Source organism: Streptomyces sp. NPDC059371 (assembly GCF_042751995.1).
GTDB lineage: Bacteria > Actinomycetota > Actinomycetes > Streptomycetales > Streptomycetaceae > Streptomyces.
The window spans coordinates 97,297-116,497 of sequence record NZ_JBHYXD010000011.1; the positions used below are offsets into that span (position 1 = coordinate 97,297).

10 protein-coding genes are annotated in these 19,201 nt (G+C 72.5%); 7 read left to right on the top strand and 3 right to left on the bottom strand.

Annotation, left to right across the window (positions count from 1 at the left end):
• Positions 1–157 precede the first annotated feature (157 nt).
• Positions 158–3,244 (top strand): AAA family ATPase, encoded by a 3,087-nt coding sequence (locus tag ACFXGX_RS09555; RefSeq protein WP_384787276.1) that lies wholly within the window; start codon positions 158–160, stop codon positions 3,242–3,244.
• A gap of 72 nt (positions 3,245–3,316) precedes the next feature.
• Here the strand turns inward: ACFXGX_RS09555 and ACFXGX_RS09560 are convergent, their stop codons facing one another.
• Both ACFXGX_RS09560 and ACFXGX_RS09565 read right to left on the bottom strand, forming a co-directional pair.
• The gene (locus ACFXGX_RS09560) at positions 3,317–4,489 is read right to left on the bottom strand and encodes a PQQ-dependent sugar dehydrogenase (protein WP_384787163.1); all 1,173 of its coding nucleotides are present in this window, start codon (positions 4,487–4,489) and stop codon (positions 3,317–3,319) included.
• Positions 4,490–4,592: 103 nt separating this feature from the next.
• A complete protein-coding gene (locus ACFXGX_RS09565) occupies positions 4,593–5,600 on the bottom strand; it encodes an aldo/keto reductase (protein ID WP_384787166.1) in 1,008 nt (335 codons plus the stop codon).
• Between the two features lie 75 nt (positions 5,601–5,675).
• Between ACFXGX_RS09565 and ACFXGX_RS09570 the strand changes: the two genes are divergently transcribed.
• The 6 genes from ACFXGX_RS09570 (at position 5,676) to serA (ending at position 15,903) form a co-directional block, all read left to right on the top strand.
• On the top strand, positions 5,676–6,617 hold the full coding sequence (locus tag ACFXGX_RS09570) for a 2-hydroxyacid dehydrogenase (RefSeq protein WP_384787169.1): 942 nt from the start codon (positions 5,676–5,678) through the stop codon (positions 6,615–6,617).
• Between the two features lie 393 nt (positions 6,618–7,010).
• Entirely contained in the window at positions 7,011–10,238 is a 3,228-nt protein-coding gene (locus tag ACFXGX_RS09575; RefSeq protein ID WP_384787172.1) for an EAL domain-containing protein, read from the top strand.
• 228 nt (positions 10,239–10,466) lie between these two features.
• Positions 10,467–12,323, top strand: a complete 1,857-nt coding sequence (locus ACFXGX_RS09580) for an acetolactate synthase large subunit (RefSeq protein WP_384787175.1) — start codon at positions 10,467–10,469, stop codon at positions 12,321–12,323.
• Positions 12,324–12,343: 20 nt separating this feature from the next.
• On the top strand, positions 12,344–12,871 hold the full coding sequence (gene ilvN / locus ACFXGX_RS09585; protein WP_266763065.1) for an acetolactate synthase small subunit: 528 nt from the start codon (positions 12,344–12,346) through the stop codon (positions 12,869–12,871).
• 135 nt (positions 12,872–13,006) lie between these two features.
• Positions 13,007–14,008 carry a ketol-acid reductoisomerase gene (ilvC, locus tag ACFXGX_RS09590; protein WP_384787179.1) on the top strand — a complete coding sequence of 334 codons (1,002 nt, stop codon included), beginning with the start codon at positions 13,007–13,009 and terminating at the stop codon, positions 14,006–14,008.
• 305 nt (positions 14,009–14,313) lie between these two features.
• Entirely contained in the window at positions 14,314–15,903 is a 1,590-nt protein-coding gene (serA, locus tag ACFXGX_RS09595; protein WP_384787182.1) for a phosphoglycerate dehydrogenase, read from the top strand.
• Positions 15,904–15,985: 82 nt separating this feature from the next.
• Here the strand turns inward: serA and ACFXGX_RS09600 are convergent, their stop codons facing one another.
• Positions 15,986–18,961, bottom strand: coding sequence for an AAA family ATPase (locus ACFXGX_RS09600; RefSeq protein WP_384787185.1), 2,976 nt, complete (start codon positions 18,959–18,961; stop codon positions 15,986–15,988).
• Between the last annotated feature and the right edge of the window lie 240 nt (positions 18,962–19,201).

Sequence of the window (19,201 nt, forward strand, 5' to 3'; positions counted from 1 at the left end):
GCGGGTGGCCGGCGCCGCGCCACCGCCCGCACCAGGGGCTGAGCGGCACGGCCACCCGGCGGGCCCCGACCCGCACCCACCGTCCACGGGCCGTCCGGCGGGCGGGGCGCTGATCGCCGTCCCGGCGACCGGTGCCCCCCTGCCGGACCCCTGTGCCATGCTCGGGCCCGTGGAGACCAGGTCCGTCAGCCCGGTGTTCGTCGGACGCGCCGACGAACTGGGCGTGTTGAACGACGCGCTCGCCCGCGCCGCCGCCGGGGGAGAGCCACAGGCGTTCCTGCTCGGCGGCGAGGCCGGCGTCGGCAAGACCCGCTTCCTGGAGGAATTCTCCGGCGCCGCCACCCGCGAGGGCGCCGTCGTCGCCTCCGGCGGCTGCGTCGAGATCGGCGCCGACGGCCTTCCCTTCGCACCCTTCTCCACCGCCCTGCGCGCCCTGCGCCGCGCCCTGCCCGACGAACTCGCCGCCGCGGCCGCCGGACAGGAGGAGGAACTCGCCCGCCTCCTCCCCGAGCTCGCCCGGACGACCCCGGGACGGCAGTACGAGGAGGACGGCATGGCCCGCCTCTTCGAGCTCACCGCCCGCCTGCTGGAACGCGTCGCCGCGGACCGCACGGTCGTCGTCGTCCTCGAGGACCTGCACTGGGCCGACGCCTCCACCCGCCATCTGCTCGCCTACCTCTTCCGCACGCTGCGCAGCGGCCGCCTCGTCGTGATCGCCACCTACCGCGCCGACGACATCCACCGCCGCCATCCGCTGCGCCCCCTGCTCGCCGAACTGGACCGCCTCCGCACGGTCCGCCGCATCGAGCTGAGCCGCTTCAACCGGGCGGAGGTCGGCCGTCAGATCGCCGGAATCATCGCCCGCGAACCCGACACCGCCCAGGCCGACGAGATCTTCGCCCGCTCCGACGGCAACGCGTTCTTCGTCGAGGAACTCGCCGTCGCCGCCCGCGAAGGCTGTCGCACCGGACTCACCGACACCCTGCGCGACCTGCTCCTCGTCCGCGTCGAAGGGCTGCCGGAGAGCGCCCAGCGGGTCGCCCGGATCGTCGCCGAGGGCGGCAGCACCGTCGAGTACCCCCTGCTCGCCGCCGTGGCACGGCTCGCCGAGGACGACCTCATCGAAGCCCTGCGCGCCTGCGTCGGCGCCAACATCCTGATCGCCACGCCCGGCGGCGACGGCTACCGCTTCCGCCACTCCCTGGTCCGCGAGGCCGTCAGCGACGACCTGCTGCCCGGCGAGCGCTCCCGCTTCAACCGCCGCTACGCCGAGGCCCTGGAAGCCGACCCGGCGCTCGTACCGGCCGACGAACGCGTCACCCGGCTGGCCAGCTACTGGTACCACGCCCACGACGCCGCCAAGGCCCTGCCCGCCGTCCTCGACGCCTCGGTGGAGGCCCGTCGCCGGCACGCCCACTCCGAGCAACTGCGGCTCCTGGAACGGGCGATGGAACTGTGGGAGGCGGTCCCCGACACCGTACGGGCCGAACTGCGCCCCATCGACTACGTGGAGGCCTACCCCCCTCCGCTGCCCGACGGCCACGGAGAGTCGCCCGCCGGCACCGACTGCGCGACCACACCGCTGAGTTACCTGGACCTCATGGCCGAGGCCGCCGTGGCCGGCCGGCTGTGCGGGGAACGCGAACGCGCCCTGAAGACGACCAAAAGGGCGCTGCACCTCCTGGAGGACGAGGGCGACCCGCTGCGCGCCGCCTGGTTCTGGATCCAGCGCTCCCGGCTCGTACAGGCACAGGTCCGCGGCAACGGCTGGAAGGAACTCGCCGCCGCCCAGGACCTGGTGCGCGGTCTGCCGCCCTCCCAGGTGCACGCCGAGGTCCTGTCCATGGTCGCCGCCTGGTGCATGGTCCACCAACCGGGCCACGGCGCCCTCTCCGCGGCCGAACGCGCCGTGGAGTACGCGCACATGGTGGGCGCCCGGGACACCGAGCTGAACGCCCGGCTCACCCTCGGCGGCCTGATGGTCGACGCGGGGGAGACCGAGGCCGGGCTCGCGGAGATGTACCGGGTCAAGGAGCGGGCCAACCGCCAGGGAGCCGCGTACGTCGTGGGCCGTCTGCACATCAACCTGCCCTCCCACCTGGAATCGGTCGGCCGCTCCCGGGAGGCCGTCGCCGTCCTGCGCGAGGGCATAGAACTCGCTTGCCGGAACGGGCTGTTGGACACCCAGGCCTGGGTCTGGGGGAACCTCTCCGAATCGCTGTACGCGCTCGGCCGCTGGGACGAGGCCGCCGAGGCCGCCCGCAACGCCCTGGCCATCGGGCTCGGCGGCAAGGCGTCCGGGGTGGGCGCGTCCCGACTCGCGCCCGTGGCCCTGGCCCGCGGGGACCTCATCGAGGCGGGACGCCAACTGACCGCCGCCCGAGGGCACTTCGGCACCCATGACCCGATGCCCCAGCACTCCCTGCCGCTGCTGTGCACGACCATCGGCATCGCAACGGGCGAGGGCCGCTTCCTCGACGCCCGCACCGCCCTGGAGGAGGCCCTGGCCGCGGGCTTCCCGCCCGGCACCCAGCGCTACGCCTGGCCGCTCCTGCTGGCCGCCGTCACCGCGGAGGCCGACGCCCGCGGCCTGCCCGTCGCCGCCCCCGGTCGCGCCCCCGCCCTGGACCGCGTCCGCACGGCCGCGAGAACCCTGGCCACCGGAGCGCCCGTCTGGAGCGCCCACGCCGAATGGCTGCGCGCCGAACTCCGGCGGGCCGACGGCGCGAGCAGCCCCGGCCAGTGGTCCGAGGTGGTCGAGGCCGTCGAACCCCTGGAGCGCCCCTACGACCTCGCCCGGGTCCGGCTCCGTCTCGCCGAGGCCCTGCTGCTCACGGGCGCGGGCGACGACGAGCGCGGCCGCGCCGCGGAACTCCTGCGGCTGGCCGGCGCCGTCGCGGGGCACCTCGGGGCCCGTCCGCTCGCCGACGCCGTCGCGCTGCTCGCCCAGCGTGCCCGCATCACCCTGGAACACCCGCCCGAACCGTCGCGGACCGCTCCCGCCGACCCCGCGGCCGCGTTCGGCCTGACCAGCCGCGAGCGCGATGTCCTGCGTCTGGTCGCCGCCGGCCGCAGCAACCGCCAGATCGCCGAGGAACTCTTCATCTCCCCGAAGACGGCCAGCGTCCACGTCTCGAACATCCTGGCCAAGCTGGACGTCTCGGGACGGGGCGAGGCGGCCGCACTGGCCCACCGGCTGCGGCTCTTCCCGCCGGACGGCCCGGCCGCCCGAGCGGCCGGCTGAGGGGCCGGCTGAGGGGCGCGCCTACGGGGAATCCGGGCCGAGGGGCACCGCGGTCGCCCCCGGCCCGCCGTCCTACTTCACCTCCAGCTCCAGGAGCCGGTCGTCGCCCTTCACGGGGGTGCCGCGGCCGTCGGTCTCGCTCGTCGTCAGCCAGAGCCTGTCGCCGCCCGCGGAGACGACGGTGCGGAGGCGGCCGTACCTGCCCGTCAGGAAGGCCTCGGGCGCCGCGGACGCCTCGGTGCCGTTCAACGGGATGCGCCACAGGCGTTCGCCCTTGAGAGCCGCCATCCACAGGGACCCCTCGGCGTAGGCGATCCCGCTCGGGGAGGCCTCGTCGGTCTTCCACTGGACGATCGGATCGTGGTACGCCGAGTTGTGGCTGATCCCTTCCACCACCGGCCAGCCGTAGTTGTCGCCGGGCTTGATCTGGTTCAGCTCGTCCCAGGTGTCCTGGCCGAACTCCGAGGCCCACAGCCGCTGTTTGTCGTCCCAGGCGAGACCCTGGACGTTGCGGTGCCCGTACGAGTACACGACCGAGTCGGGGAACGGATTGCCCGGCGCGGGCTCGCCCTCCGGCGTCATGCGCAGGATCTTCCCGCCGAGCGACTTCTTGTCCTGGGCCAGGCCCCGGTCACCCGTCTCACCGGCGCCCGCGTAGAGCATCCGGTCCGGACCGAAGGCGATCCGGCCACCGTTGTGGATCACGCCCTTGGGGATGCCCTTGAAGATCGTGTCCGGCGCCCCGAGCTGCTCGCCGGACGGCTTGCGGTCGTCGTACAGCATGCGGACGATGCGGTTGTCGGAGGCCGTGGTCAGGTACGCGTAGATCATGTGGTCGGAGGCGAAGTCCGGCGAGAGCGCGATGCCGAGGAGGCCGCCCTCGCCGGCCGGGGCCACCCCCGCGACCTCGCCCAGCACTGTCTTCGCGCCGGTCTTCTCGTCGATCCGGGTGATCGTCCCCTTGTCCCGCGAGGACACCAGCAGACCGCCCCCGGCCAGCGGGGCGAGGCCCCAAGGGGTGTCGAGGCCCTCGGTGACGGTGCGCAGGACCCGCACCGAGCCCTTCGCGGGCGGCGTCGGCCCTGCGGTGGCGCTCGGGGCGGAGGACGCGTGGGACGCCCCGCCCCCGATGCCGGGCGACGTGCCCGAGCCGTCCGCTCCTCCCTCCTCACCGGAGGAGCAGCCGGCCGTCACCAGAAGCACGCTCGCGGCCAACACGACTGTCACTGCTCGAACTTGCACCATCAGGTTCCCTTCGACGCGGCGGTCCTCCTGTTCATACACCGCTCGCGTTCCCCGGGTTCCCGGTCCCGGCCGGGAGATCCGCGCCGGGCTCCGGAAGCGCCGCTCAGTCCCAGGATCCCAGCGCCCCCGGCAGCGCCGCCACCTCGGCGAGATCCTCCGCCGTCAGCCGCAGTCCGGCCGCCCCCGCGTTCTCCGCGACCCAGCGCTCCCGCTTGGCCCCCGGCACCGGGACGACGTGCGGACCCTGAGCCAGGACCCACGCCAGCGCCACCTGCGCGGGCGTGACGGGACGGGCGCCGCCCCCGTGCCGCCGCGCGACGCGTCTTAGACCGACGACGATGGGCTGGTTCGCGGCCATCATCTCCGCGGTGAAGCGCGGATGGCGGGCCCGCGCGTCGTCGGGCTCGAAGCCCTCGCCGGGGGTCAGCGTCCCGGTCAGGAAGCCGTTGCCGAGCGGCATCGCGGCGAGGAATCCGACCCCGCGCGCCGCACACCACGGCAGCAGCGCGTCCAGCGCCTCCGCCGACCACACCGACAGCTCGGCCTGCACGGTGCTCACCGGGAAGACCTGCTGCACCCGCTCCAGCAGGCGGATCGTTCCGTCGTGCGGCCGCGCCCCCGCCCAGCGGCCGGACCCGGCTCCCACCGCGCACAGCCCGAGCGAGCGGACCTTTCCGGCCGCGACGAGCTCGGCCATCGCGCCCCACGTCTCCTCGACCGGCACTTCCGGGTCCGCGCGGTGAAGCTGGTAGAGGTCGATCACATTTGTCTGCAGCCGGCGCAGCGACGCGTCGCACGCCCGTTTCACATAGCCGGGGCGGCCGTTGGCCACGAGGTGCTGGTCGCCCACCAGCAGGCCGACCTTGGTCGACACGAAGGCCTCGGCACGCCGTTCCTTCAGGACGCGTCCCACGAGCAGCTCATTGGTGAAGGGCCCGTACATGTCCGCCGTGTCGAGCAGCGTCGACCCCCGGTCCAGTGCCGCGTTCACCGCGCGCAGCGACTCCTCGCCACGCTGTTGTGACCCGGTGTAAGCCCAGCTCATCGGCATGCATCCGAGTCCGACCGCCCCCACACCGAGCGCCGCGGCCCCGATCGTTCTGCGCTCCACCTGGCCGTGCTCCTCCTTCTGCCGACCCCCAACCTAACCTCTGCGCGCATGGGCGCCTGGCATAACCTCCTGACCATGACTTCCGATGTCTGGCTCCCCTTCCACGCGGACGAGATCGACGGACTTCCCGAGGGCCTCAACTACCGTTTCTGGGACGGCGGCCAGGAGTTCCCCGCGGATCCCGCCGACTGCGTGTTCTACGTCGTGCCCTATATGAAGCCGCCCGCCGTCTCGCAGCGGCCGATGGCCGAAATGACGTCGGTGCGGGCCGTGCAGACCCTCTCCGCCGGCGTCGACCACGTCCTGCCGAACCTCAACTCCCTGCCGTCCGGCGTGGAGTTGTGCAACGCCCGCGGGGTGCACGAGGCGAGCACCGCCGAACTCGCGCTCGCCCTGATCCTCGCCTCGCTGCGCGGGATCCCCGACTTCGTGCGCGGCCAGGACAAGCAGGAGTGGCGCTCGGGCTTCCGTCCCGCACTGGCCGACAAGTCCGTTCTCATCGTGGGGTACGGGTCCATCGGGTCGGCCATCGAGGACAGGCTCGCGCCGTTCGAGCTCGCGCGGGTGGCGCGCGTCGCACGCTCCGCCCGTGCCACGGCGCGCGGTCCCGTGCGCCCCCTCACCGAACTGCCCTCCCTCCTCCCCGAGTCCGACGTCGTCATCCTGTCCACGCCCCTCACGGACAGCACCCGCGGACTGGCGGACGCCGGCTTCCTGTCCCGGATGAAGGACGGCGCGCTCCTGGTGAACATGGCCCGCGGACCCGTCGTCGACACGGACGCGCTGCTCGGCGAGCTGAAGAGCGGGCGCATCACCGCGGCCCTCGACGTCACCGACCCCGAACCGCTGCCCCCGGGCCACCCGCTGTGGCACGCGCCCGGCGTGCTCATCAGCCCCCATGTCGGGGGGCCGACCTCGGCGTTCTGGCCGCGCGCCAAACGGCTGCTCGCCGATCAGCTCACCCGCTTCGTGAACCGGGAGCCGTTGCGCAACGTGGTCCTTACCACCGGCACCTGAGCAGCGCCCTGTTCGCTCGCCGTCCGCCCCGGGCACTCTCCGCAGTTCCCCGAACGCGGGCAGTGCCGGCATAGTCCCTGGTCGTTACGGAGCGTAGAGGAACTATGTCCCTGAGTGACGAGACTGGTGTATCGTCCGGACAGGGGCTGCGCCGCGCACCGTTCGGCGCCGGGGACGGACTTTGAGACTGCGAGGGGGGCGACGGGCGATGCACGGCCTATGGACCAACGATCCGACGCGGCGGGGTCGCCGCCGACGACGACCCTGGCGCGCGGCCACGCACAGCCGCGGTCACGCAAGCCATCACCACCGCAGGCATCCGGGCCGCCGGAGGCACGGGCACCCGGCGTGCCGGGACCGGCGGGACCCACGGGTGCGGACCGGGTGGGCCCGGTGAGCTCCCCGGGAGCGCTGCTGATCCGTCGGACGGTGTTCGACGGTGGGACGGGCCTGTTCTCGCAACTCGCGCTGGCCCTGGTGTGCGCGGCCTACGCCGTCGGTTCCGCGCTCGGCTGGGGCTCCACGAGTCTCGCGCTGGTCATGGGCGACTTCGGGCTGAGCGTCGCCGCGGGTACCGCGGCGGTCTCCTGTTTCCTCTACGCACGCCACCGCCGCAGCCGCTTTCGACCCGCGTGGCTGCTGTTCGCGCTCTCCTCGGCGATGGCCTCGCTCGGCAACCTGGTCTGGGGGTGGTACGAGGTCGTCCTCGACCGCCCCGTGCCCACCCCGAGCTACGCCGATCTGTTCTTCCTCTGCTTCGCGCCGCCCGCCATCGTCGGACTGCTGGTGCTCGCCAAGCGGCCCGTCACCAGGGCGGGCTGGGTGTGTCTCGCGCTGGACGCCTGGCTCATCGGCGGATCGCTGCTCACCCTGTCCTGGAGTCTGGCGCTCGCCCAGGCCGCGCGGTTCGACGGGCCGAGCGTCGCGCACACCGCGCTGTCCCTCGCGTATCCGCTGCTGGACATCGCGCTGGTCAGCATGGTGCTCGCGCTGCACTTCAGGCGCTCGTCGGTGAACAGGTCGGCGGTGAACACGGCGATCGGGGCGCTCGCCCTGACCGTGATGTGCGACGCGCTGTTCACCTCGCCCCTCCTGCACAACAGTTACCACTCGGGCCAGCTCCTCGACGCGGGCTGGTTCGCCGGCTCGCTGCTCCTCGCCTACGCCCCCTGGGTCGTCACCCGGTACGGGCACGAGACCGGGGAACACTCCGGCCAGGAGCACACCACCGGCGAGGACGGCGTCGACATCGACGCGTACGGCCCGGAGTCGCGCGGACCCGAGCCCCGAGGCCCCGAGCCGAGCGGACCCGACCCGCGCGGACCCGACCCGCGCGGGCCGGACGAGCCGGGCTCGGAGGAGCACGCGCGCGTGGCGCACGAGGGCATCCCCGGACAGCGCAGGGAAGGGCAGCACGGGCCCCCGGGAAGCCGCGTCCCGGCCGGGACCCAGGGCACCCGTCCGGCGCCCGGACAAGGAGCCTCGCAGGAGCGGCCCGGGTCCCACGGCGGCCAGGGGCGGCACGAGGAGCCGGACCCCCGCCACGGGGGGCAGGGCGGACCCGCGCCCGCGGACCCCCAGGGCCCGGGCCGCTCCCCGGCGGCGCGTCCGATCACCGGATCACTGGCCGCCCTGACGCCCTATCTCGCCGCCGCCGTCTGCACGTTGGGGATCCTGTACAACATCCTCAACGGACGCAGGGTGGACCGCGTGGTGCTCGTCACCGCCGGTCTCGTCGTCCTCGCCCTCGTGGTGCGCCAGGGCATCATGCTGCTCGACAACATCACCCTCACCCAGGAACTGGCCCAGAAGGAGAACCACTTCCGTTCCCTGGTGCAGGGTTCGAGCGACGTCATCATGATCGCCGCGCCGAACGGCATCCTGAGATACGTCAGCCCGGCCGCCGCCGGGGTCTACGGCCGTGACGCCGAGGAACTGGTCGGCTCCGAACTCGCCTCGCTCATCCACCCCGAGGACCTCGGCTGCGTGGTCCACGAAGTACGGCGCTTCCTCGCGGCCAGCCATGCCGAGGAACCCACCACCCGGATCGAGTGCAGGTTCCGGTCCGGCGACGGCGGCTGGCTCAACGTGGAGTCCACCGTCAACCGGCACCACGGCGGCCTCATCTTCAACAGCCGTGATGTCACCGAACGCGTGCGGCTCCAGGCGCAGTTGCAGCACAACGCCGAGCACGACCCGCTCACCGACCTGCCCAACCGCGCGCTGTTCACCCGGCGCGTCCAGCAGGCCCTGTCCGGGCGCCGCTCCACCGACCGGGGCACCGCCGTCCTCTTCATCGACCTCGACGGCTTCAAGGCCGTCAACGACACCATCGGGCACCAGGCCGGCGACGAACTGCTCGTCCAGGCCGCCCGCAGACTCCAGGACTCCGTCCGGCACGGCGACACCGCCGCCCGGCTCGGCGGGGACGAGTTCGCGGCCCTGATCGTCGGTGACGGGGGCCGCGACCGGACCGCCCGTGAGCAGCAGGTACGGGAACTCGCCGACCGTCTGCGGATCAGGCTCTCCCAGCCCTACTGTATTGACGGCAACGATGTCCGGGTCGCCGCGTCCATCGGCGTCGGCTTCGCCGAGCCGGGCCTCGGAGCAGGTGAGCTGCTGCGCAACGCCGACCTCGCCATGTACCGCGCCAAGGCGGCCGGAAAGGGCCGTGTCGAGCTCTACGCGCCCCAGATGCAGCAGGACGTGGTCCGCAGGGCGGAGCTGGCGACCCGGCTGCGCTCCGCGTTGCAGGACGGCGAGTTCGCGCTGCTGCACCAGCCCGTGGTGTCGCTGGAGAACGGCCGGATCGCGTCGGTCACCGCACAGGCGCGCTGGCGTTCCTCCCAAGGGGTGCTCTTCACGCCCGCCGAGTTCCTGCGGGTCGCCGAGGACAGTGAGAGGACCGCCGAGCTCGGCCGCTGGATGCTCGACGAGGCCGTCGGGCAGGCCGCTGAGCGCACCGCCGCGGGCGTCGCCGTGCCGGTCACGGTCCGGATGACCGCCCGGCGTCTGGTGGACCGCTCGATGCCGCTGGGCTCCGTGGAGTCCCTGCTGACCCGGCACGGGCTCGCCTCGGGCGGTCTGATCGTCGAACTGTCCGACACCGATCCGAGGGTCCCCCTGGACGAGCTGGAGCGCCGGCTGAACGCGCTCCGGCGTCTCGGTGTGCGGATCGCCCTGGACGGCTTCGGGAGCGGCTACGCGGCGATCACGGCGCTGAGGAGGCTCCCCGTCGACGTCCTGCGGCTCGACAGGAGTCTGGTCGAGGGGGTCGTCGAGTCCGCCCGGCTGCACAAGATCACCAGCGGGCTGCTGCGGATCGCCGCCGATCTGGGACTCCAGTCCGTGGCCGACGGGGTGGATCTTCCGGAGCAGGTGGTCGCCCTGCGCGCGATGGGCTGCACCCATGGACAGGGCATGGCGTTCTCCGGGCCCCTGGACGAGTACCGGCTGCGCCGAGCACTCTCTTCCGGCCACTATCCGGTGCCCAACGGCCCCGCCGAGCCGGTCTTCGCCGGTGGGGGAGGCGCGGCGGTGTATACGGGTGGAGTGCCCGTCGTCCTCGGGGGCGGAACCGTCCTCCGCTCACATAATGAGACTCCCGTCCCACCTACTTGACAGTCGGTGCGTGCCGGGGGGAGGGTCAATGCCATGCGCACCCGAATTCTCGTACTTGGAAAGCGCGTCGGCTGAAGCTAGGTGGCCTCCGGAAAACTCCGGAACACCCAGCGACCGCACCCGGCGCGCTCCCCTCGCTTGCCTCACGGCACGAGGGGTTTTTTGTTGCACAGGCATCAGTCGTACACCCGCACAAAAGTCGCAAAAACCCTCAGCATCGAGAAGAGAATGCCGATGACCGAGCAGGCCACCGGGGCCCACCATCCGCAGCCGCGGCCCCGTTCCGGAGGACAGCAGTCCGCCCCCGAGCACGTCACGGGCGCGCAGTCCCTCATCCGCTCGCTCGAGGAGGTCGGGGCCGAGACCGTATTCGGCATTCCCGGCGGTGCGATCCTTCCGGCCTACGACCCGCTGATGGACTCCAAGCGGGTGCGGCACGTGCTCGTGCGCCACGAGCAGGGCGCCGGCCACGCAGCCACCGGCTACGCGCAGGCCACCGGCAAGGTCGGCGTCTGCATGGCGACCAGCGGCCCCGGCGCGACCAACCTGGTCACCCCGATCGCCGACGCGCACATGGACTCGGTGCCGCTCGTGGCGATCACCGGGCAGGTCGCGTCCAAGGCGATCGGCACGGACGCCTTCCAGGAGGCGGACATCGTCGGCATCACGATGCCGGTCACCAAGCACAACTTCCTGGTCACCAAGGCCGAGGACATCCCGCGGACGATCGCGGAGGCCTTCCACATCGCCTCCACCGGCCGGCCCGGCCCCGTCCTCGTCGACATCGCCAAGGACGCCCTCCAGGCCCGGACCACCTTCCAGTGGCCGCCCACCCAGGACCTGCCCGGCTACCGTCCGGTGACCAAGCCGCACGCCAAGCAGATCCGCGAGGCGGCCAGGCTGCTCAGCCAGGCCAAGCGGCCCGTGCTGTACGTCGGCGGCGGCGTCCTCAAGGCGCACGCCACCGCCGAGCTGAAGGTCCTCGCGGAACTCACCGGAGCGCCCGTCACCACCACCCTGATGGCGCTCGGCGCGTTCCCCGACAGCCACCATCTTCACGTGGGGATGCCGGGCATGCACGGTTCGGTCACCGCCGTCACCGCGCTGCAGAAGGCCGACCTGATCGTCGCCCTCGGAGCCCGCTTCGACGACCGCGTCACCGGCAAGCTGGACAGCTTCGCCCCGTTCGCCAAGATCGTCCACGCCGACATCGACCCGGCCGAGATCGGCAAGAACCGCGCCGCCGACGTGCCGATCGTCGGAGACGCCCGCGAGGTCATCGCCGACCTGGTCCAGGCGGTCCAGAAGGAGCACAGCGAGGGGAACACCGGCGACTACACCGCCTGGTGGAGCGACCTCAACCGCTGGCGCGAGACCTACCCGCTCGGCTACGAGCAGCCCGACAACGGCTCGCTCTCCCCGCAGCAGGTCATCGAGCGCATCGGACAGCTCGCCCCGGAGGGCACGATCTTCGCGGCGGGCGTCGGCCAGCACCAGATGTGGGCCGCGCACTACATCCAGTACGAGCAGCCCTCCACCTGGCTGAACTCCGGCGGCGCCGGAACGATGGGCTACGCGGTCCCGGCCGCGATGGGAGCCAAGGCCGGACAGCCGGACCGTACGGTCTGGGCGGTCGACGGCGACGGCTGCTTCCAGATGACCAACCAGGAACTCACCACCTGCGCCCTGAACAACATCCCGATCAAGGTCGCCATCATCAACAACGGCGCCCTCGGGATGGTCCGCCAGTGGCAGACCCTCTTCTACAACCAGCGCTACTCCAACACCGTGCTGCACAGCGGCCCGGACGCGGACGGCAAGCAGCCGAGCGCCGGCACCCGGATCCCCGACTTCGTCAAGCTGTCGGAGGCGATGGGCTGTCACGCCATCCGCTGCGAGTCCCCGGACGACCTCGACAAGGTGATCGAGGAGGCGAATTCGATCAACGACCGCCCGGTCGTGGTCGACTTCATCGTCCACGAGGACGCGATGGTGTGGCCGATGGTCGCCGCCGGCACCTCCAACGACGAGGTCATGTTCGCCCGGGACGTCCGCCCCGACTTCGGCGACAACGAAGACGACTGAGAGAGAGCCGAGTCAGACCCATGAGCAAGCACACCCTCTCCGTCCTCGTCGAGAACAAGCCCGGTGTCCTCGCCCGGATCACCGCCCTGTTCTCCCGGCGCGGCTTCAACATCGACTCCCTCGCCGTCGGTGTCACCGAGCACCCCGAGATCTCCCGCATCACCATCGTGGTGAACGTGATCGAGGCACTGCCCCTCGAACAGGTCACCAAGCAGCTCAACAAGCTCGTCAACGTCCTGAAGATCGTCGAACTGGAACCCGGTTCGGCCGTTCAGCGGGAACTCGTTCTGGTGAAGGTGCGCGCCGACAACGAGACGCGCTCCCAGATCGTCGAGATCGTTCAGCTGTTCCGTGCCAAGACCGTCGACGTCTCCCCGGAGGCCGTCACCATCGAGGCCACCGGCGGCGCCGACAAGCTGGAGGCCATGCTCAAGATGCTGGAGCCGTTCGGCATCAAGGAGCTCGTCCAGTCCGGCACGATCGCGATCGGACGCGGGGCGCGTTCGATCACCGACCGGTCGCTGCGCGCACTGGACCGGTCGGCCTAGGCCAGGAAACACCGGCCGTACGGGCGGACCGCCCACCCGGTCCGCCCGTATACCGAGACCCGAGAACTTCACTTCCCCCGCCCGCCGTACGGTGGGACGCAACACCGGAAATACCGGAAAACAAGGAGAACCCCAGTGGCCGAGCTGTTCTACGACGACGACGCCGACCTGTCCATCATCCAGGGCCGCAAGGTCGCGGTCATCGGCTACGGCAGCCAGGGTCACGCCCACGCGCTGTCGCTGCGCGACTCGGGTGTCGACGTCCGGGTCGGTCTGCACGAGGGCTCCAAGTCCAAGGCGAAGGCCGAGGAGCAGGGCCTGCGCGTGGTGACCCCGTCGGAGGCCGCCGCCGAGGCCGACGTCATCATGATCCTGGTGCCGGACCCGATCCAGGCCCAGGTCTACGAGGAGTCCATCAAGGGCAACCTCAACGACGGCGACGCGCTGTTCTTCGGCCACGGCCTGAACATCCGCTTCGACTTCATCAAGCCCCCGGCCGGCATCGACGTGTGCATGGTCGCCCCCAAGGGCCCGGGCCACCTGGTGCGCCGCCAGTACGAGGAGGGCCGCGGCGTTCCGTGTATCGCGGCCGTCGAGCAGGACGCGACCGGCAACGCCTTCGCCCTCACCCTCTCGTACGCCAAGGCCATCGGCGGCACCCGCGCCGGCGTCATCAAGACGACCTTCACCGAGGAGACCGAGACCGACCTGTTCGGTGAGCAGGCCGTCCTCTGCGGTGGCACCGCCGCCCTGGTCAAGGCCGGCTTCGAGACGCTGACCGAGGCCGGCTACCAGCCGGAGATCGCGTACTTCGAGTGCCTCCACGAGCTGAAGCTCATCGTCGACCTCATGTACGAGGGCGGCCTGGAGAAGATGCGCTGGTCCGTCTCCGAGACCGCCGAGTGGGGCGACTACATCACCGGCCCGCGCATCATCACGGACGCCACCAAGGCCGAGATGAAGCAGGTCCTCGCCGAGATCCAGGACGGCACGTTCGCCCGTAACTGGATGGACGAGTACCACTCGGGCCTGAAGAAGTACAACGAGTACAAGACCCAGGACGAGAACCACCTCCTGGAGACCACCGGCAAGGAGCTGCGCAAGCTCATGTCGTGGGTCAACGACGACGAGGCGTAAGCCTGGGGAAGGGGCCGGAGCGGCATGCTCCGGCCCCTTCGTCGAACCCCGGGTAACGCCCGTGGTCACGGTGTTGGACATCCCGTCCAGCCACGGACGGGTGATCCTTCCGCGGAGGCGCAGGACGACCTCCGCGGCGCCACTACACTGCACAGCAACAACGCGTCAGGCCCACAGCGTCGTGCGTCTTCCACGCGGCTCGAGCGACCCCACAAGAAGTGCAGGCACACCCCGGGGCCGCTGCAAACCCTCCACCGCCTGCGGCCGTCGGGACGGCCGTCCGCATTGGACTTGTGAGGACTCACGTGAGCTCGAAACCTGTCGTACTCATCGCTGAAGAGCTGTCGCCCGCGACCGTAGACGCCCTGGGCCCGGACTTCGAGATCCGGCACTGCAACGGCGCGGACCGTGCCGAACTGCTGCCCGCCATCGCCGACGTCGACGCCATCCTGATCCGCTCGGCCACCAAGGTCGACGCCGAGGCCGTCGCCGCCGCCAAGAAGCTGAAGGTCGTCGCACGAGCCGGCGTCGGCCTGGACAACGTCGACGTCTCCGCCTCCACCAAGGCCGGCGTGATGGTCGTCAACGCCCCCACCTCCAACATCGTGACCGCGGCCGAGCTGGCCTGCGGTCTCCTCCTCGCCACCGCGCGCCACATCCCGCAGGCCAACACGGCGCTGAAGAACGGCGAGTGGAAGCGCAGCAAGTACACCGGTGTCGAGCTCGCCGAGAAGACCCTCGGCGTCGTCGGCCTCGGCCGCATCGGCGCGCTCGTCGCGCAGCGCATGTCCGCCTTCGGCATGAAGGTCGTCGCCTACGACCCCTACATCCAGCCCGCGCGGGCCGCGCAGATGGGCGTGAAGATCCTCACCCTCGACGAGCTGCTCGAGGTCGCGGACTTCATCACGGTGCACCTGCCGAAGACCCCCGAGACCCTCGGTCTCATCGGCGACGAGGCCCTGCACAAGGTCAAGCCGACCGTGCGCATCGTCAACGCCGCGCGCGGTGGGATCGTCGACGAGGAGGCGCTGTACTCGGCGCTCAAGGAGGGCCGCGTCGCCGGCGCCGGCCTCGACGTGTACGCGAAGGAGCCCTGCACGGACTCCCCGCTGTTCGAGCTCGACGAGGTCGTCTGCACCCCGCACCTCGGCGCCTCCACGGACGAGGCCCAGGAGAAGGCCGGTATCTCCGTCGCCCGCTCGGTGCGCCTCGCTCTCGCCGGTGAGCTCGTCCCGGACGCGGTCAACGTCCAGGGCGGCGTCATCGCCGAGGACGTCAAGCCCGGTCTGCCGCTCGCCGAGAAGCTCGGCCGCATCTTCACCGCGCTCGCGGGCGAGGTCGCGGTCCGCCTCGACGTCGAGGTGTACGGCGAGATCACCCAGCACGACGTCAAGGTGCTCGAACTCTCCGCGCTCAAGGGCGTGTTCGAGGACGTCGTCGACGAGACCGTGTCGTACGTCAACGCCCCGCTGTTCGCGCAGGAGCGCGGTGTCGAGGTCCGGCTGACCACGAGCTCCGAGTCCCCGGACCACCGCAACGTGGTCACCGTGCGCGGCACGCTCAGCGACGGCCAGGAGGTCGCGGTCTCCGGCACGCTGGCCGGCCCGAAGCACCTCCAGAAGATCGTCGCCGTCGGTGAGTACGACGTGGACCTCGCGCTCGCCGACCACATGCTCGTCCTTCGCTACGAGGACCGTCCCGGTGTCGTCGGCACCGTCGGCCGCATCCTCGGCGAGTCCGGTATCAACATCGCCGGCATGCAGGTCGCCCGCGCGGACGTCGGTGGCGAGGCCCTCGCGGTCCTCACCGTCGACGACACCGTGCCGCCGACCGTTCTCACCGAGCTCTCCGAGGAGATCGGCGCGACGTCGGCGCGGTCGGTCAACCTGGTCTGAGGCCGGTTCGAGACGGCTCGCCCCCTGTGAGCGAGGGCCGGGACACCTTACGGGTGTCCCGGCCCTCGGCCGTTGCGGACGTTCACGCGGACGGTGTCGTCTCCGGCTCGATCAGTCCCTCGCGGTAGGCGATGGCCACGGCCTCGGTGCGGCTCGCGGCACCCAGCTTGGCGAGGATGTTGGAGACGTGGACGCTCGCCGTCTTGCCGCTGATGAACAGCTCCTCGCCGATCTGGCGGTTGGTGCGCCCGCGGCCGAGCAGCCGCAGCACATCGCTCTCCCGGGCGGTCAGCGCGGCGATGCGTTCCCCGGCGGCCGGTGACTCGGCGAGGCGGCCGCGCCGCACGAGCGTGTCCAGGGCCTCGCGCAGCGGCTCCGCGCCGAGGTGTACGGCGGTGTCGTGGGCGGCGCGGGCCTGTTCGCCGGCCTCCTCCCGGCGGCCCGCCGCGAGAAGGGCCTCCGCGAGCCGCCGTCTGCTCCTGGCCAGCTCGTAGGGATCGCCGTAGCCGAAGGCCGTGACCGCCCGTTCCCAGGCCGCCACGTCCGGACCGGTGCGGGCCCGCAGCCACTCCGCCTCGGCACGGGCGGTCCAGGCCCGGCCCTCTGGCCCCTGCTCGGCGCCCTTGCCGCCGCGGGCCACCGCGGTCCTCGCCAGCTCCACCAGCTCGGTCGCGGTGTCCGCCCAGCGGTCGCCGCCGGCCGTGTCGCCGTCGCGGCGCGCCTTCTCCGCCGCGTCCGCGACCGCCGACAGCGCGAGCGCCGCGAGCCGCACCACGACGGGCGGCGGACCGCTGCCGGTGACGTCCGTGAGCGCCTCGGCCGCGGTGCGCAGCCGCCGTACGGCTTCCTCCGCGTCGCCGCCGAGGGCCGCCGCGTCGGTCAGGACGATGCTCGCGACGAGCGTCGACATCCAGTCGAAGGGCCGGTCGAGCAGGGCGCGGGCTCCGGCGACGGCCGCCTCGTGCGCGCCGCGGGCGAGGGCGACGTACAGGGCGGGGCCGGAAGCGAACCCGGCCGCCGCCGGGAGCAGTTCGGCGTCCTCGGCGGCCGCTCGCGCGCACGCGTCCCAGCGGCCCAGTGTGTAGAGCACGAGCGACTGGAGGTAGCGCAGTTCCAGGGCGTACGGCGAGGGGAGGAGACCGGCGCGGCGGGCGCGGTCCACGCCGTCGCCGAGCCAGGTCAGACACTCCTCCAGGTCACCGGATTCGTAGCATCCGATGGCCAGGTTGAACAGCGCCCGCATCTCCACCGGGAAGTTCCCTGCGCCGTGGGCCAGTTCACGTGCCCGGCGCAGGCGTTCGCGGCCCTTCGGGGTGCGCCGGTTGTCCGCCTCCATGCCGACCAGGGAGATCGTCAGGTCGGCCTGGGCGTCGGCCAGCCGGAGCTGTTCGGCGGTGGCGAGCGCCTGCCGGGCGACCCGCTCGGCGTCCTCGTCCCGCCCCACCAGACGGGCCGCCATGACATGGGTGGCCGCCGCCCACACCCAGGTGTACGAGGGCGGTTCGGCCGGGATCAGGGCGAGCGCCTCGCTGCTGTACGTGAACGCGTCCTTCAGGCTGTCGATCCGCATCAGGTTGCCCGCGAGCGTGTACCGGACCCGGGCGGCGAGCTCGGAGTCGGCGTCGGAGCCGGCCCTGGCGAGCGCGTCACGGGTGAGGTGGACCGCGCGATGCATCTCCCCGGCGCTGGCGGCGGCGGCCGCGGCGCGCAGGGTGAGGGTGACGGGACCGGCGCCCCCGGGGCGGGCGCCGGCGTCCACCGCGGGCCACAGTTCGAGGGCGGTCTCCAGGTGGCGCAGCTCCTCGGCGGGCGCGCCGACGCGCTGGGCGTGATCGGCGGCTTCGAGGGAGGCGGTGAGCGCGTCGGCCAGGTCGTGGCTCTCGCGCGAGTGGTGGGCGCGCTCCGCCGCGTTCTTCGCCGAACGGGCGGGTCCCGCGAGGAGTCCGGCGAACCGGCTGTGCAGCCGCACCCGTTCGCCGGGCAGCAGGTCCGCGTACACGGCCTCGCGGGTGAGCGCGTGGCGGAACGAGTACGTCGCGTCGCTCCCGGGCACCAGGAGCTGGTGTCCGACGGCCTCGCGCAGCGCCGACTCCAGTTCGTCCTCCGGGAGTTGTACGGCGTCACGCAGCAGTTCGTGCTCTACGCGGCGCCCCGCGACGGCCGCCGTGCGCAGCACCTGCTGGGCGGTGTCGGAGAGTTGCTCGATGCGGATGAGGAGGACGTCGGCGAGTCCGCTGGGCATGGCGGGGGAGACGGGGGAGTCGTCGCCGGGCAGCGCGGCGAGCAGTTCCTCGGCGTAGAAGGCGTTGCCCTCGGCGCGCTCGACGATGCTGTGGACCGTGGTGTCGGAGACCGGGCCGGTGCGCAGCGCGCGCACGAGCCGGGCCACGTCGGCGTCGGCCATGGGCCGCAGCTCCAGCCGGTCGACGGCCGGCAGCCGGATCAGCTCGGCGAGCAGGGGGCGCAGCGGGTGGCGGCGGTGCAGGTCGTCCGCGCGGTACGAGGCGAAGACCGCGAGGCGCCGGGCCGGACCCCCGGCCGGGGGCCGCTGGAGTACGCCCCGGCTGAGCAGGAAGCGCAGCAGGTCGCGGGAGGACTGGTCCGCCCAGTGGAGGTCCTCGATGATCAGCAGGAGCGGGGTGATGTCGGCCAGGTCGGCGAGGAGACCCGCGACGGCCTCGAAGAGCCGGAGCCGGCCGCCGGGGTCGGACGCGCCGCCGGGCTCCGGGCCGGAGCCGGTCAGCCGGTCCACCGCCGGGTGGGCCGCGAACGCCGGGGCGAGGCGCTCGTCGGCGGCGGCCGCGCCCAGGATCTCCGTGAACGGGAGGTACGGCAGGCCCACGTCGCCGAGGTCCACGCAGTGGCCGATGAGGACCGTCGTCCCGGCGGCGGTCGCGTGCGCCGCGGCCTCCGTGAGCGTGCGGGTCTTGCCGACGCCGGCGTCGCCGGCCACCAGGACCGCGCGCGGCTCGCCGCCCCCGGCTCGCTCCAGCACGCCGGTGAGCCGGGCGAGTTCGTCACCCCGGCCGATGAACGGCGTACCGAAAGTCTGTGTCACAGGCCCATCCTGGCACGGCCCGCCGACAACTCCCCGGCGTCGCCGCCCTGATCGGGAACGGGGACCGGGAGCCGTCCGGACCGTGCGGGTGCCGTCATGCCGGTGCCGGGGGGGGCGGGGGGGGGCGAGGGGTGCCCCCGCGGGGCGGGGGGGGGCCGGGGGGGGGGGGGGGGGGCGCGGCGGCGGGGGGGGGGGGGCGCGGGCGCGTTGGGGGTGTTGTGGGGGGGCGCCCGCGCCCCG

Coding starts and splice junctions, on each gene's coding strand:
- ACFXGX_RS09555 (WP_384787276.1), top strand. CDS start 158: ATGCTCGGGCCCGTGGAGACCAGGTCCGTCAGCCCGGTGTTCGTCGGA.
- ACFXGX_RS09560 (WP_384787163.1), bottom strand. CDS start 4,489: ATGGTGCAAGTTCGAGCAGTGACAGTCGTGTTGGCCGCGAGCGTGCTT.
- ACFXGX_RS09570 (WP_384787169.1), top strand. CDS start 5,676: ATGACTTCCGATGTCTGGCTCCCCTTCCACGCGGACGAGATCGACGGA.
- ACFXGX_RS09580 (WP_384787175.1), top strand. CDS start 10,467: ATGCCGATGACCGAGCAGGCCACCGGGGCCCACCATCCGCAGCCGCGG.
- ilvN (WP_266763065.1), top strand. CDS start 12,344: ATGAGCAAGCACACCCTCTCCGTCCTCGTCGAGAACAAGCCCGGTGTC.